The organism is Ruegeria sp. H9, from assembly GCF_056532915.1.
In genome coordinates this window covers 28344-42265 of record NZ_JBQFNX010000002.1, presented here as the reverse complement: position 1 = coordinate 42265, position 13922 = coordinate 28344, and the positions used below count along the sequence as shown (strand labels likewise).

The 13922-nt window shown below is 57.1% G+C and carries 16 protein-coding genes; 10 read left to right on the top strand and 6 right to left on the bottom strand.

What is annotated here, in order from left to right; translation table 11 throughout:
• The first annotated feature begins 16 nt into the window (after positions 1 to 16).
• Entirely contained in the window at positions 17 to 454 is a 438-nt protein-coding gene (locus tag ACR0CZ_RS08775; RefSeq protein WP_170393592.1) for a tellurite resistance TerB family protein, read from the top strand.
• A 31-nt stretch (positions 455 to 485) separates the two neighbouring features.
• On the opposite strand, the gene ACR0CZ_RS08770 is transcribed toward ACR0CZ_RS08775, so the two are convergent.
• On the bottom strand, positions 486 to 1064 hold the full coding sequence (locus tag ACR0CZ_RS08770) for a disulfide bond formation protein B (RefSeq protein ID WP_170393594.1): 579 nt from the start codon (positions 1062 to 1064) through the stop codon (positions 486 to 488).
• A gap of 9 nt (positions 1065 to 1073) precedes the next feature.
• A complete protein-coding gene (locus ACR0CZ_RS08765) occupies positions 1074 to 1229 on the bottom strand; it encodes a DUF5993 family protein (protein ID WP_480503125.1) in 156 nt (51 codons plus the stop codon).
• A 366-nt stretch (positions 1230 to 1595) separates the two neighbouring features.
• Between ACR0CZ_RS08765 and ACR0CZ_RS08760 the strand changes: the two genes are divergently transcribed.
• From ACR0CZ_RS08760 to ACR0CZ_RS08745, 4 genes are all read left to right on the top strand, one after another.
• The gene (locus ACR0CZ_RS08760; protein WP_170393596.1) at positions 1596 to 2372 is read left to right on the top strand and encodes an ABC transporter ATP-binding protein; all 777 of its coding nucleotides are present in this window, start codon (positions 1596 to 1598) and stop codon (positions 2370 to 2372) included.
• A gap of 33 nt (positions 2373 to 2405) precedes the next feature.
• A complete protein-coding gene (locus ACR0CZ_RS08755) occupies positions 2406 to 3155 on the top strand; it encodes a transporter substrate-binding domain-containing protein (protein ID WP_170393598.1) in 750 nt (249 codons plus the stop codon).
• Between the two features lie 80 nt (positions 3156 to 3235).
• Complete coding sequence (locus ACR0CZ_RS08750; RefSeq protein WP_170393600.1) at positions 3236 to 4123, top strand: ABC transporter permease; 888 nt, start codon at positions 3236 to 3238, stop codon at positions 4121 to 4123.
• Positions 4120 to 4926, top strand: a complete 807-nt coding sequence (locus ACR0CZ_RS08745; protein ID WP_170393602.1) for an ABC transporter permease — start codon at positions 4120 to 4122, stop codon at positions 4924 to 4926. The genes ACR0CZ_RS08750 and ACR0CZ_RS08745 overlap by 4 nt, the downstream gene beginning before the upstream one ends.
• Here ACR0CZ_RS08745 and ACR0CZ_RS08740 read toward each other — a convergent pair.
• On the bottom strand, positions 4923 to 5732 hold the full coding sequence (locus ACR0CZ_RS08740) for a M90 family metallopeptidase (RefSeq protein WP_170817603.1): 810 nt from the start codon (positions 5730 to 5732) through the stop codon (positions 4923 to 4925). The genes ACR0CZ_RS08745 and ACR0CZ_RS08740 overlap by 4 nt on opposite strands.
• A gap of 211 nt (positions 5733 to 5943) precedes the next feature.
• Between ACR0CZ_RS08740 and ACR0CZ_RS08735 the strand changes: the two genes are divergently transcribed.
• From ACR0CZ_RS08735 to ACR0CZ_RS08715, 5 genes are all read left to right on the top strand, one after another.
• Positions 5944 to 7263, top strand: a complete 1320-nt coding sequence (locus tag ACR0CZ_RS08735) for a glutamine synthetase family protein (protein ID WP_170393606.1) — start codon at positions 5944 to 5946, stop codon at positions 7261 to 7263.
• A 58-nt stretch (positions 7264 to 7321) separates the two neighbouring features.
• Complete coding sequence (locus ACR0CZ_RS08730; protein ID WP_170393608.1) at positions 7322 to 8002, top strand: type 1 glutamine amidotransferase; 681 nt, start codon at positions 7322 to 7324, stop codon at positions 8000 to 8002.
• Positions 8002 to 9360: a glutamine synthetase family protein gene (locus tag ACR0CZ_RS08725; protein ID WP_170393610.1), complete on the top strand. Its 1359-nt coding sequence runs from the start codon at positions 8002 to 8004 to the stop codon at positions 9358 to 9360. The genes ACR0CZ_RS08730 and ACR0CZ_RS08725 overlap by 1 nt, the downstream gene beginning before the upstream one ends.
• 12 nt (positions 9361 to 9372) lie before the next feature.
• A complete protein-coding gene (locus ACR0CZ_RS08720) occupies positions 9373 to 10677 on the top strand; it encodes an NAD(P)/FAD-dependent oxidoreductase (protein WP_480536968.1) in 1305 nt (434 codons plus the stop codon).
• 112 nt (positions 10678 to 10789) lie between these two features.
• Positions 10790 to 11989: an aminotransferase class I/II-fold pyridoxal phosphate-dependent enzyme gene (locus ACR0CZ_RS08715; protein ID WP_170393614.1), complete on the top strand. Its 1200-nt coding sequence runs from the start codon at positions 10790 to 10792 to the stop codon at positions 11987 to 11989.
• A gap of 9 nt (positions 11990 to 11998) precedes the next feature.
• Here ACR0CZ_RS08715 and ACR0CZ_RS08710 read toward each other — a convergent pair whose 3' ends face one another.
• The 3 genes from ACR0CZ_RS08710 to ACR0CZ_RS08700 all read right to left on the bottom strand — a co-directional run bounded on the left by ACR0CZ_RS08710 (position 11999) and on the right by ACR0CZ_RS08700 (position 13899).
• Positions 11999 to 12754, bottom strand: a complete 756-nt coding sequence (locus tag ACR0CZ_RS08710; protein WP_170393616.1) for a trypsin-like serine protease — start codon at positions 12752 to 12754, stop codon at positions 11999 to 12001.
• 8 nt (positions 12755 to 12762) lie between these two features.
• Positions 12763 to 13317: a polyhydroxyalkanoate synthesis repressor PhaR gene (phaR, locus tag ACR0CZ_RS08705; RefSeq protein ID WP_170393618.1), complete on the bottom strand. Its 555-nt coding sequence runs from the start codon at positions 13315 to 13317 to the stop codon at positions 12763 to 12765.
• Between the two features lie 135 nt (positions 13318 to 13452).
• Complete coding sequence (locus tag ACR0CZ_RS08700; RefSeq protein ID WP_029621740.1) at positions 13453 to 13899, bottom strand: phasin family protein; 447 nt, start codon at positions 13897 to 13899, stop codon at positions 13453 to 13455.
• Positions 13900 to 13922 lie beyond the last annotated feature (23 nt).

The window sequence follows — 13922 nt, the reverse complement described above, 5'->3', positions numbered from 1 at the left end:
CTCTATATAAACGCTTATGTTCAGTGATTTCCTGTCCCGGCTCACGCAGCCGCAGCCCGACCCGCTTGTCGAAGATGATGCCCGTCTGGCCCTCACCGCCCTGTTGGTGCGTATCGCTCGGTCCGACAACGACTATGCCGATACCGAAATGGCCCGAATCGACCGCATCTCGGCCGAACGCTACGGCCTGTCGCCATTTGAGGCCGCAGCCCTGCGCGCCCGCGCCGAAGACCTTGAGGCCGAGGCGCCCGACACCGTCCGCTTTACTCGCGCCATCAAAGAGGCCATCGCCTATGACGACCGCCTGGCCGTTGTGCAGGCCATGTGGTCGGTCGCACTGGCGGATGGGCACCGCAGCGGTGAAGAGGATTCTCTGCTACGCCTTGTCGTCAGCCTGCTCGGCGTGAGCGATGTGGATTCGGCGCTTGCAAGACAAAAGGCGGCGAAGGTCTGATCAACCGGCAAGCCTTTGGGCGTTGTCAGCGCTATGAATCGCTGCCTTCAAGCTCATTCAGAAACTTGTAGTCCGTCGGTGGATCGTCACAGATGCCAGGCCCACACTCCAAAAGCGCCGAACCAGCGTTCGCGACGGCCAATGCCAAAATCAGGAAAAACGCTGTTTTGGCCAATGTACTTCCTCCGAAGCGTTCGGTTGCCCGAACGTCCGACGCAAGATCATACTGCTTCTCGAATACCAGCATGATTGCGGTGCCAAGGATGATCAAACCAAACGCGACTCCCGCCCAGGTATAGAAGTGTAGGCCCAGAACCGGGGAGCCGTAGTGCCCTGTTCCGGGCACGATATGCAGCAGGATCTGGCGGATCGAAACGCTGATCCCAAATATCGCTGCCACCAGCACGATGCCATAGTTTCTGGCGCGCGTACCCCATAACAGGTTCAGAGCAAGCCCGAACCCAACGGCCACGAATCCCACGCGTTGGAGCAAACATAACGGACAGGGCAGTTCGTAAAGGACAAGCTGAAAGTAGAAGGCAAGCACCAGAACCAGGCAAACCGCCAGTGCACCAATCGCATTCATGTTACGAGCAAATTCAGGTGACATTGGACGACCTCACAGTTGAATCGTTAAGGGGGTCGTGGCGTGAAACTTCAGCCAGTAGGCACTCGCCAAAAGCGTCAGCATGAACAATGCGTATGAAATTCTGACCAGCTTAAAGTATGCCAGCACCATCGTGCCGGCGAACAATGCAAATAATAGCGCGATCACAAGAAGCCCCTTACGTGAATTGAATTCGTATATTTCAATCTTTAACTCAAAACGAATTATTCCCAAATTCAAACAGTTTTGGTGATTGGATCAAGCCAGCTCAATAAATTCGGTTTCGCTTAGGATCACCTCGATTGATCCGGAATCCTGTGACCTGAATCTCTGGGCCGCAATCTAGAGATTGATCTGGCTGACCTGTCGATAATGGTGCATCGAGTCACAGAATGCGCCCAACAAACTGACAGTTTAGACAGCGCGACCGCCCGATTTGGCAATTTCGCTGCGTGAACTTGTCAATTGCGCATTGCATTAGCCCGATTTTTCAGCCCTATTACCGCACCAACACCAATCATATCTGGACTGCCCGTGACAGACGCCGCTCCCGTCATTGAGATCAAGAACCTGCACAAAAGCTTTGGCCAACTCGAGGTGCTCAAGGGCGTGGACATCACCGCGCATCGCGGCGACGTCGTGTCGCTGATCGGATCATCCGGCTCGGGGAAGTCTACCCTGCTGCGCTGCTGCAATCTGTTGGAAGACAGCCAAGAGGGCGAGATTCTGTTCAAAGGCGAGCCAGTCCGTTGGACTGGCAGCCACAATCATCGCCGTCCCGCCGATCCCAAGCAGGTGCTGCGCATCCGCACAAATCTGTCGATGGTGTTCCAGCAGTTCAATCTGTGGGCCCATATGACCATCCTGCAGAATGTGATGGAGGCTCCGGTCACTGTCATGGGCCGCGACAAGGCCGAGGTCGAAGACAGCGCGCGCAAATATCTGGAAAAGGTCGGCATCGGCGACAAATGCGACGTCTATCCGGCGCAACTATCGGGCGGACAGCAACAACGCGCCGCAATCGCACGTGGGCTGTGCATGGAACCTCAGGCGCTGCTGTTTGACGAACCGACCTCAGCGCTCGATCCCGAACTGGAACAGGAAGTGATCAAAGTGATCAAGGATCTGGCCGCAGAAGGCCGCACCATGATCATCGTGACTCATGACATGAAGATGGCTGCGGATATCTCCAGCCACGTTGTGTTCCTGCATCAAGGCCTGATCGAAGAAGAGGGTTCAGCCGAAGACATTTTCACTGCCCCTGAATCCGAACGGCTTCAGGGCTTTCTCTCCGCCACTCAGGCGGCTTAACCAACGGACAGAACCAATAAAGGGGAGTAACTCATGAAAAACCTGATTCTGACCACCGCAGCGCTGGCGTTGACCGCCGGTATCGCAATGGCCGAAACTGTGCGCATGGGCACCGAGGGCGCCTACCCTCCGTACAACTTCATCAATGATGCTGGTGAGATCGACGGCTTCGAGCGTGAAGTCGGTGACGAGCTGTGCAAGCGCGCCGGTCTGGAGTGCGAATGGGTCAAGAATGACTGGGATTCGATTATTCCGAACCTGGTTTCGGGCAACTACGATACCATCATCGCCGGCATGTCGATCACTGACGAACGCGATGAGGTCATCGACTTTACCCAGAACTACTACCCGCCGACCGCCTCAGCTTACGTAGCTGCTTCAGATGGCGCTGACACGAAAGGTGGCATCGTCGCTGCACAGACCGCAACCATTCAGGCCGGTCACGTTGCTGAATCCGGCGCGACTCTGGTCGAATTCGCCACCCCCGAAGAAACCATCGCCGCCGTACGCAATGGCGAAGCGGATGCTGTGCTGGCTGACTATGACTTCCTGGTCCCGATTGTTGAGGAATCCGGTGGCGAGCTGGTCTTTGTCGGCGATCTTGTCCCGCTGGGCGGTGGCATCGGCATGGGCTTGCGCGAGAGCGACGCAGAACTGCGCGGCAAGTTCGATGACGCGATTTCTTCCATGAAGGCAGACGGCACGCTCAACGAGATGCTGGTCAAATGGTTTGGCGAAGGTATCGCTACATACAACACAGACGGCTCGGTCGTAACCAACTAAGCCCTCCGTCCAATTGTCCGGCGCGTGCGCGCGCCGGACCTGCCGGACCTGAGACCGGCCAGACGTTCGAAAGACGCCTTATGTTCTCCTACTGCGCTGATCCTGACACGCTGGGCACGTTCCGCTGGTTCTCGTGCTATCTGACCAATGGCGTCCACTGGTCGTTCTACTTGTCGTTCTTCAAGGTGCTGGGTCTGCTGGCCGTCACCGCCCCGGTCGCCCTGAGCTTCGGTTTTGCCGGCGCTATGGCAGCGCGATCGCATTTCCCGCCGCTTAGCTGGCTGGGTAAGGCCTATATCGCCATCGTGCGTGGCGTGCCTGATATCGCTTTCTTTCTGTTCTTCGTGATCGCTCTGGATCAGGGCTTTGAATGGCTGCGCCATAAAGTGCTCTGCCCCGAATGGACCGATCCGGTGCGGCAGGGCAACGACTTCATCGTCTGTCAGGCCGCCAAGCTGCCGCTGGGCACTGCACCCGAATGGGTGCATGAAACCTACGGCTTCTTCCTTGCCGTCGTCACATTCTCTATCGTGTTCGGCGCGTTTGCCGCCAACGTCCTGTTCGGCGGCATGCGGGCTGTACCACACGCCCAGCTTGAGACGGCCGCAGCCTACGGCATGACACGCCGCCAGACCTTTTGGCGTATCCTGGTGCCGCAAATGTGGGTCTACGCCCTACCTGGCCTATCGAACCTGTGGATGGTGCTGATCAAGGCCACACCACTGCTTTTCTTGCTGGGCATCGAAGATATCGTCTATTGGGCTCGCGAGTTGGGTGGCACAAAAACATCCCGCTTTACCGATTACCCTCATGGCGACTGGCGCATGTGGTACTTCCTCGCCCTGCTGATCTTCTACCTCGGCATGACCCGCGTCTCGGAAATCGGGCTTGAGAAACTGATGCGCCGCCTGTCCCATGGTCAGGCCACATCGGGCGGAGAGCTTCTGCGCAAGGAGACCACCGCATGAGCTGCATCCAGACCATTCAAGACTACGGCCTCCGTTCGCTAGGCTTCGGGGAACGCCTGCTGCCCAAAACCGATTTCACCCTGTGCGAGCACTTCACGCTGATCGGCTCGGGCATGATCTGGAATATCTATTTCGGGATCATGGCGATGGTCACGGGGTTCTTCCTCGCCACCGCGCTGGCCGTCGGCAAAGCGTCTTCGAATAAATGGCTGCGCAAACCGTCCGAGTGGTTCATCTTTTTGTTCCGCGGCTCGCCGCTGTTTATCCAGTTCTTCTTCGCCTATTTCTTCTTCCTTTCGCTGAAGAAGCCCTATCCGATGTTCGACGCCTTCACCTCGGCCTGGCTGGGGGCGCTGATCGTGCTGTTCCTGAATACTTCCGCCTATTCGGGAGAGATCTTCTATGGCGCCCTGCGTTCGATCCCCAAGGGCGATATCGAAGCCGCTGACGCCTATGGCATGTCCGGCTGGTCCCGCTTCCGACGTATCGTTTGGCCCACAATGCTGCGGCTGGCGTGGCCCGCCTATACGAACGAAGCGATCTTTGTCTTCCAGTCTACAACGTTGGTCTTCTTCTCGGCCTTCCCGGCCTGGCAACAACGCGGAGACGCGCTGTACTACGCCAGCTATTTCGCGGACAAGACGTTTAACCCCTTCATCCCCTACCCGATTCTGGCGTTCTATTTCATCCTGCTAACGCTGGTCATCGTTTGGGGCTTCGGAAGGGTCAACAAACGCCTGAACCGCCACCTGCCTGCCGAGCGGAAAGCCAAGATGCGCTTCCGACTAAATTTGGCGCGCTAAGCCCACTCCACCGGGTTCAGCCGGAACAGTTTCGAAAGCTGCTCATAGACCTCGGGCACCTCGTGCTTCAGCGCTTTCGGGCGCTCAAAGAACACTTCGACCGAGACGGCAAAGAACTCTTCATGCCCGGTTGCGCCATAGGGGTCGATAACCGTGTGCCGCCCGCTTTCAACCGCGTGAACATGCGCGTCATAGGCGGTCAGGAATACCTTTTCCCATTCGGCAAAGCTCTGCCCTTCACTCAGGATCGGTACGCCATTTGTACCCCCGGACAGATCATCGATCTGATGCGCAAATTCATGCAGCACTACGTTCTGCCCGTCGCGATCATCCAGAGCGCCCTGCTGGCTGTGTGCCCATGATAAAATGACCGGTCCGCGATCCCAGCTTTCCCCGGTCCGCACGATCTCTTTCTCTGACACAACATAGCCCGAGCGCCGCTGCTGCTTTGACTTGAACGCATTGGGATAGATCAGAATGGTCGTCAGATTGTCATACCAAATGTCGCTATTGATCACGAGCAAACAGGCCTGCGCCGCAATCGACAGCTCCATCTCCTCAGTCACTTCCAACCCGTCGCAGCCGTAGAAGCTTACTTGATCCAGAAACAGGTTCACCTTGCCATCCAAGTGGCTGCGCAGCCCGGCGGGCAGCCGCCGGATGATGGGAACTTGCTGATCAATGATGTCCCGTTGATCCGAGGTCAGACGCGTCGCCAACAGCGCCGCGCGGGCCTGTCTCTTGGACCAGACGTAATAGCCGACCCCGCCTGCGATCAGTAACACTATGGTAAGAAAGATGAACATATATGAGACTATAGGCATCGCTACGCCCGGCACAATCGGGCACCTGAATGTTGTACAACTCGGAAGACAACGGTCTCGACCACTGTACAAGTCGGTTGATTTTCAACATCGCGCCTCACCGCAAGCGACGCCTGTTCGTAATTTGATCAAATTTCGTGACAAGACGCTAATCCTGATTTAAACCTCTCGTGACTAGACCACGGAGCCCCCAATGGAGCTGAGCGCCCTGCATACATTCCGCGTCGCCGCCTGTGACCTCAACGGTCAGATGCGTGGCAAACGCGTGCCGCCCTCATACGGTGCCAAGTTGGACAAAGGCGCCGTACGCATGCCGTTCTCTGCGCTCAATGTCGATCTCTGGGGCGCTGATATCGAAGGCAGCCCGCTTGTCTTCGAAAGCGGTGATGCAGATGGTGTGTTGCGCCCCACCGGGCGTGGTCCGGTTCCCATGCCCTGGCTGGATACACCCACCGCGCTGGTGCCCATGTGCCTCTACCACGATGACGGCACGCCTTTTGCAGGCGATCCGAGACACGCGCTTTCTGCGGTTCTGGATCGATTTTCCGAACGGGGCTGGTCGGTCATCGCCGCTACCGAACTCGAGTTCACTCTGCTTGACGCCTCAGGCGACCAACCGCAGCCTCCGATCAACCCGGTCACGCGCCGCAGGCTGCGGGACGAAGCCGTTCTGTCGATGGCCGAATTGGACGCGTTTGATGCGTTCTTCACCGATCTCTATGATGGTTGCGCCGCTATGGGTATTCCCGCTCAGACTGCAATATCTGAAAGCGGGATCGGCCAGTTCGAGATCAATCTGAACCATCAGGACGCCATGCGCTGCGCCGATGATACGTGGCTTTTCAAGACCTTGGCGCGTGGCGTGGCACGCAAGCATGGCTTCACAGCGACCTTCATGTCCAAGCCCTATGCCGAGGATGCGGGCAATGGAATGCATGTGCATTTCTCGGTCGTCGATGTCGATGGACGCAATGTCTTCGATGACGGAGGGGCCGAGGGAACCGATGAACTGCGCTCGGCGGTTGCTGGATGTCTGACCGCGATGCCCGGCTCTACGCTGATCTTCGCTCCTCATGGCAATTCTTACACGCGCCTGGTGCCTGGTGCCCACGCACCCACCGGAGCAAGCTGGGCCTATGAAAACCGCACAGCGGCCCTGCGCATTCCGGGTGGTGCCCCTGCCGCCCGACGGATCGAACATCGCGTTGCTGGCGGTGACATCAACCCCTATCTCATGCTGGCCGCAGTTCTGGGCGCGGCAATGGTTGGGATCGAGGATGGCCTGCGACCGCCCAGCCCGATTTCGGGCAATGCCTATGAGTTGACGGATCTGCCGCAGCTGGCAGCAGACTGGCCGTCGGCCATCTCTGCTTTCGAAACTGACCCGGTAGTTGCGCGCATTTTCCCGGACGATCTGATCCGCAACCTGGTAATGACCAAACGGCAGGAAATTGCGCGATTCGCGTCCCACCCCCCTGACGAGCACTGGCTCAGCTATCTTGAGAGCGTCTGAACCTCTTGCCCAGCTCGCTTCGCTTCGTTAGAATAAATTTGATCAAATTTGGTGAACTATGAAAATCGGCATCCTTGTAACCGGCCACCCACCCGATGAATTGCATGAACAATTTGGGGAATATGATGGCATGTTTCGCGCATTATTGGGTGGGAACGGCTTTGAATTCCAAACATACGCAGTGGTCGATGGTGCGTTTCCGGAAGACGCGCATCAGGCCGACGGGTGGATCATCACCGGATCTCGTCATGGCGCATACGAAGATCACGCTTGGATTCCCCCGCTTGAACAGCTGATCCGGGATATTCAGAAGACAGGGAACCCCTTGATTGGTGTTTGCTTTGGCCATCAGATCATCGCACAAGCGCTTGGTGGAAAAGTGGAAAAGTTTGATGGTGGCTGGGCTGTAGGACGCACGGAATACAGCTTTGGCGATCAGACCGTCACCTTGAATGCTTGGCATCAGGATCAAGTGACCAAACTGCCCGCAGGTGCGGTGGTCACCGGTACGAATGACTTTTGCCAAAACGCCATGGTCACCTATGGCGATACGATCTGGACCGTGCAGGCCCATCCTGAATATGGAAATGACTTCATACAGGGCTTGATGGAGACCCGAGGCAAAGGCGTGGTTCCCGATGCGTTGATGCAGGCGGCAGCGAACCGAAAAGATGCCCCGGATGATAATGCCAAAATCGGACACCACATGGCAGAATTCCTAAAGAAAGTGAGGGCCTGATGGCCGACTGGACAGATCAGCTGCCTGAGGCGGCGCGCACCTACTTTGAAGGCAAACGGCTGGATGAGGTTGAATGCATCATCTCTGACCTGCCCGGCATCGCCCGCGGCAAGGCGGTCCCGGCGTCAAAGTTTGCCAAGCAATCCTATTTTCACCTACCCGACAGCATTTTCTACCAGACCATCACAGGGGATTGGGGCGAAGCTGCAGGTGAGGACGGTTTCATTGAGCGGGACATGATCCTGAAACCCGACTTCTCAACTGCGTCGGCCGCTCCTTGGACGGGCGACTGGACCTTGCAGGTGATTCACGACGCGTTCGACCGAGATGGCGAGCCGATCCCTTTCAGCCCCCGCAATGTGCTCAAACGCGTTGTGAAGATGTATCACGACAAAGGTTGGAAGCCGGTTGTCGCCCCCGAGATGGAATTTTTTCTTGTCGCGCCGAATGTAGATCCCGCGCAAGGGATCAAGCCGATGATGGGCCGCTCGGGCCGACCTGCGGCGGCGCGGCAGGCTTATTCGATGACAGCGGTCGATGAATTCGGGCCGGTGATCGACGACATCTACGACTTTGCCGAATTTCAGGGGTTTGAAATCGACGGGATCACGCAAGAAGGCGGTGCCGGACAACTAGAGATCAACCTGCGTCATGGCGATCCGGTGAAGCTGGCGGACGAGGTATTCTATTTCAAACGCCTGATCCGCGAAGCCGCGCTACGTCACAACTGCTTTGCAACATTCATGGCAAAACCGATCGAAGATGAGCCGGGGTCGGCCATGCACATCCATCACTCGATCATCGAAAAAGAAACGGGACAGAACATCTTCTCCGGTCCACAAGGTGGCGAGACGGATGCGTTTTATCACTTCATCGCCGGCTTGCAGAACCACCTGCCTGCAGGGCTGGCGGTGATGGCACCGTATGTGAATTCTTATCGCCGCTACGTCAAAGACCATGCGGCCCCGATTAATCTGGAGTGGGCACGCGACAATCGCACAACTGGCATTCGCGTACCTCTGTCCGGCCCCGAGGCGCGCCGGGTCGAAAACCGCATCGCAGGCATGGACTGCAACCCCTATCTGGGTATCGCATTGTCGTTGGCCTGTGGCTATTTGGGCCTGACTCAGCAAGAACGCCCACGCCGCCAATTCTATGGCGACGCCTATGAAGGCGACGGCGATATCCCTCAGATCATGGGTGAAGCTCTGGATCTGTTTGATGAAGCCACTGCCCTGCACGAAGTTCTGGGTCCCGAGTTCGCCCGTGTCTACGGCATCGTCAAACGTGCTGAGTACGAAGAGTTCCTGCAGGTCATTTCCCCGTGGGAACGCGAGCATCTGCTGATGAACGTCTAGGGCAAAGACGCGATGAACCTGCTGTATTCTAATGACCGCAAGGCGGAGTATCCGCCAAGCTGGTATGCCGCAACGGCGCACGCCTTTGACCGCCACCCGGCGCTTGAAGGCGACCATACCGCAGACGTCTGCATTGTCGGAGGCGGATACACGGGCCTTTCGGCAGCATTGCACCTGGCTGAGGCTGGGTTCGATGTTGTCCTGCTGGAAGCTCATCGCGCGGGCTTTGGGGCTTCGGGTCGCAATGGAGGCCAACTGGGCAGCGCGCAGCGTTTGGATCAAGAGGATCTTGAACGGCTTGTCGGTGATGAAGACGCGTTAAAGCTTTGGGATCTGGCCGAAGAAGCCAAGGATCTGGTCAAATCTCTGATCTCAAAACATCAGATCGATTGCGACCTGAAGCCCGGCATTGCGGTTCTGGGCTTTAACAACTCGGAGCGCGCAGAGCTACATGATCACGCGGCGCATCTGTCGGGTAAATACAAATACGACCAAATCGAAACTTTAGATGCCGATGCCGCGCGCGGACTTTGCCCCTCACCAGCCTATGCGGGTGGGTATCTGGACAATGGTGCCGCGCACCTACACCCGTTGAACTACGCCCTCGGCCTTGCGCGTGCCGCTGTCAGAGCCGGATTAAGACTGCATGAAGACACCGAAGTTCTTGGCATCGATCAGGGCGCTCGTGTCACTGTACGCACTGAAAAGGGCAAGATCACTGCCGATCACGTTATTCTGGCCTGCAACGGATACCTCGGAGATCTGAACCGGCAAGTTGCATCGCGCGTGATGCCCATCAACAATTTCATCGCGGCAACCGAACCTTTGGGCGCTGAAGTGCAAAAAGTTTTGGCCAAAGATATCGCCGTTGCTGACACCAAGTTCGTGATAAACTATTTCCGGCTAAGCGCCGATGGCAGGCTGCTGTTTGGGGGTGGCGAAAGTTATGGTTATCGTTTCCCCGATGACATCGCCGCAAAAGTCCGCAAGCCGATGACCGAGATTTTTCCGCATCTGCGTGACGTCAAAATCGACTACGCATGGGGCGGAACGCTGGGCATCACCATGCGGCGCATGCCCTATTTGACCCGGGTTGCGCCAAATATCCTGTCCGCCTCGGGTTATTCTGGCCACGGCGTCGGCACCGCGACCCATGCGGGGCAACTCATGGCGTTGGCGATCCAGGGGCAGGCTGAGGGGTTCGATACCATGGCCCGCGTTCCTGCAGTGCCCTTCCCGGGTGGTCCTGCTTTGCGGACGCCGTTGCTGATACTGGCCATGACTTGGTATGCGCTGCGTGACAGGCTGGGTATCTGAACACATTCTTTACGACGAATTGGTGAAATCTCGCTGACGATGCGAATTGGGACTTGGCTTGCCTGCACATCGAATTTATATTTCCCAAAGATAAAATTCGGGAAATCCAAATATGACGCTTGTACCCAACGTTCATGAAGCCGAACCCATCCCCGCAGCCGCCCGAGACGCAATCGACGCCCTGATGAAGTCAGGCGATCTGTTTCGCTATACCGCACCTCAGGATGCGCCCGTTGCTCTTCTGGAAACAGAGTTTGCCGAACTGCTCGGCACAAAATACGCGCTGGCGGTCTCTTCCTGTTCTGCCGCGCTGTTTTTGTCGCTCAAGGCGCTTGGGCTGCCCCGCGATGCGCGGGTTCTGATCCCCGGATTTACCTTTGCCGCCGTGCCGTCATCGATTGTTCACGCGGATTGCATTCCGGTTCTGTGCGAGGTCGGGGACAATTATCGCGTCGATAGGGCCGATTTCACGGCCAAGCTGGACAGCGTGCAGGCAGTGATCATCAGCCATATGCGCGGCCATACCTCGGACATGGACGCGATCATGGAGCTGTGTGTAGCGCGCGATATCCCGGTGATCGAAGACGCCGCCCACTCATTGGGCACAACCTGGCATGGGCGCAATATTGGCACCATCGGTAAGGTCGGCTGCTTCTCGTTCCAGTCCTATAAAATGATCAACGCAGGCGAAGGTGGCATTCTGGTCAGCGACGATGCGGATCTTGTGGCGCGCGCTGTTATCATGTCGGGCGCATACGAGCACAACTGGAAAAAGCACTCTGGCTCACCAGAGCTGGAACAGGCCTTTGCCAAATGGCAGAACCAGTTGCCACTGTATAACCTGCGCATGAGCAACCTCAGCGCCGCAGTCATTCGTCCGCAAATCCCCGAATTGGCACGCCGTGTCCGCGACGGGCTGGCAAACCATGACTATGTGGCTGATCGTCTGAACACATCGCCCTACATCGATGTCCCTGCCCCTCTGACACCCGAGCAGCGCGCACCGGATTCGATCCAATTCAATCTGGTTGACCTCAGCGACGATGAAATCCGCGCCTTTGCCGCCGCAGCCGAGGCACGCGGTGTCAAGGTGCAGGTCTTTGGCCTGAGTCAGGATAACGCTCGTGCCTTCTGGAACTGGCAGTTCCTACCCGAACAGTTCGACCTGCCACAGACCCGTGCGATGCTGATGAAGGCCTGCGATGTACGTCTGCCCGTGCGTTTGACGCGCGATGAACTGGACGTAATCTCGGACATCCTGCTGGCTTCTGTTGGCGAGGTTGTTGGCCCGGTGCCAGTCTACGGGACCTGATCGTCAGTACTATTGCAGATCAAGGTCATGAACTGAAAGTAACAATGCGTCGATCCCGTCAGGGGTTGGCGCGACGCGCGACAAAATCCCGGCAACGGCAAGCCCGGTTTCTGTTTGCATCAGAAACGGCGCACCGGAATCCCCCATCATGACGGGGCAGATCGCGCGCATCAGCCCTTGGCCGGCCTGTGCGGCATTGCAGCTATCGGTGCGACTGAGCACGTGGGGCCGCAATCCGGGATAGCCCGCGAACGAGCCCATCTGCGGGACAGTCCGGGAAATATCGAAAAAACCAACCTGCTCTCCAATTGGCTCGGCCAACTCCAACACGGCCCAATCCAGATCGGCGCGATTGTTGAATACACCGTCGCGCCCCTGTTCCGAATCCAGCCGATAGGCCAATACATTGGACACGGCGGCAGCCTCGCCGCGCTGATACCCTGCGGCAAACCGGATACTGGCCGGAGGAATCCAGCGGTTGCGCGCGCTGTTGTACAAGCAATGTGCCGCGGTCAAAACCAGCCGCTCAGACACCAGCACGCCGGTACAATGGGACCGCTGGCTGCGGCTGGCAAAATTGACCCGGCCAATGGCGCGCCAGGGCGGGGTCGTTGCATCCAGAATTTCGCGCGCGCGAATCTCATCGCAGCCCGCAGCCGTATCCCGACCCATTGTGCAGATAGGTTCCCACACGGATGTAAACTGGCCTTGGGCCTGTGCAGTCTGGGCCCAGATCAACGCGCCCAGAACAGACAGCCAGCGCATCGGTCAGGCTAGCTCAGCTTCGATAGTTTTTGTTGCAGCTCGGCAAGTTGCTTTTTGATGTCGTCCAAATCCTCTTTGGGTTCGGGCGATGTTTCTTGTTCATCATCCGGCCCCGACCAGTTCCCCGACAGACCACCGGTCATGGCTTTTAGAAAGGCCTTTTGCTGCGCTTGCATCGCCTCGAATCCCGGCATCTGGGACATCGGGTTCATGGCGCTCATGTTCTCCATCATCTTCGACTGGCTTTCGCGCAGCATCTCGAATGAGCTTTGCAGGAATTGCGGCATCATGCCCCCGCCCGGCACCATGTAGCTGCGCACCAGATCGTTCAGCACATTAATCGGCAAAACATTTTCGCCGCGGCTTTCGTGTTCGGCAATGATTTGAAGCAGATACTGACGGGTCAGGTCATCACCGGTTTTTAGGTCGATGATCTGAACCTCGCGGCCATCGCGTATGAAACCGGCTATATCTTCAAGCGTCACGTAGTCGCTGGTCTCGGTGTTATACAGCCGACGGCTGGCATAGCGCTTGATCAGCAGCGGTTTGTCTTGTTCCGACACCCTGTACCCTCCCCAAGGATGATGCGTTGCAGCAGAGGTTATGCGACTGCAGAACAAAAAGAAAGGGCAGGTCAAGCGACCTGCCCGAAGCGATTACACCATTTGGGAGGAATGGGTGCTATATCGCAGCCTTACTTACTTGGCGGTTGCTGCTTTCTTTGCGGCAGCGGTCACCTCGTTGGTGGCTTTTTTGACGGCTGCGGTTGCATCTTCTGCAGCGTCTTTGCCAGCCGCCATCAGCAGCTCAACGGTTTCGGTCTGAACTTTTTTCGCGATTTCAGCGAAAGCAGCCAGGTTTTCAGCGGCAACTTCAGCCGACGCGCTTGCGAAGTCGGTTGCAGCTTTTGCGTAATCCGCAGGCTCGGTTTTTGCTTTCGACATCTCAGTCAGTTTGGCCAGGGTTTCTTTGGTCCATTTGTTCGAGATTTCAGCCGATTTCTCAGCTGCGTCCAGAGCAACACCCGACAGCTTTTCGTTCAGAGAAGCGGTCGATTTGAATGCGTCTTCCAGAGCGGTTGTGTCAACCGGGAACGCGCCCATCATGTCTTTCAGGGTCGCGGTAAAGTCTTGGGTCTTTGCCATTGTCCTAAATCCTTCTAGCCGTT

Bases quoted from the DNA above. Each gene is read 5' to 3' on its own strand.
- ACR0CZ_RS08745 (WP_170393602.1), top strand. From the start codon at position 4,120: ATGAGCTGCATCCAGACCATTCAAGACTACGGCCTCCGTTCGCTAGGC.
- ACR0CZ_RS08755 (WP_170393598.1), top strand. From the start codon at position 2,406: ATGAAAAACCTGATTCTGACCACCGCAGCGCTGGCGTTGACCGCCGGT.
- ACR0CZ_RS08740 (WP_170817603.1), bottom strand. From the start codon at position 5,732: ATGTTCATCTTTCTTACCATAGTGTTACTGATCGCAGGCGGGGTCGGC.
- ACR0CZ_RS08700 (WP_029621740.1), bottom strand. From the start codon at position 13,899: ATGGCAAAGACCCAAGACTTTACCGCGACCCTGAAAGACATGATGGGC.
- ACR0CZ_RS08720 (WP_480536968.1), top strand. From the start codon at position 9,373: ATGAACCTGCTGTATTCTAATGACCGCAAGGCGGAGTATCCGCCAAGC.
- ACR0CZ_RS08725 (WP_170393610.1), top strand. From the start codon at position 8,002: ATGGCCGACTGGACAGATCAGCTGCCTGAGGCGGCGCGCACCTACTTT.
- ACR0CZ_RS08710 (WP_170393616.1), bottom strand. From the start codon at position 12,754: ATGCGCTGGCTGTCTGTTCTGGGCGCGTTGATCTGGGCCCAGACTGCA.
- ACR0CZ_RS08770 (WP_170393594.1), bottom strand. From the start codon at position 1,064: ATGTCACCTGAATTTGCTCGTAACATGAATGCGATTGGTGCACTGGCG.
- ACR0CZ_RS08715 (WP_170393614.1), top strand. From the start codon at position 10,790: ATGACGCTTGTACCCAACGTTCATGAAGCCGAACCCATCCCCGCAGCC.
- ACR0CZ_RS08775 (WP_170393592.1), top strand. From the start codon at position 17: ATGTTCAGTGATTTCCTGTCCCGGCTCACGCAGCCGCAGCCCGACCCG.
- ACR0CZ_RS08735 (WP_170393606.1), top strand. From the start codon at position 5,944: ATGGAGCTGAGCGCCCTGCATACATTCCGCGTCGCCGCCTGTGACCTC.
- ACR0CZ_RS08730 (WP_170393608.1), top strand. From the start codon at position 7,322: ATGAAAATCGGCATCCTTGTAACCGGCCACCCACCCGATGAATTGCAT.
- ACR0CZ_RS08750 (WP_170393600.1), top strand. From the start codon at position 3,236: ATGTTCTCCTACTGCGCTGATCCTGACACGCTGGGCACGTTCCGCTGG.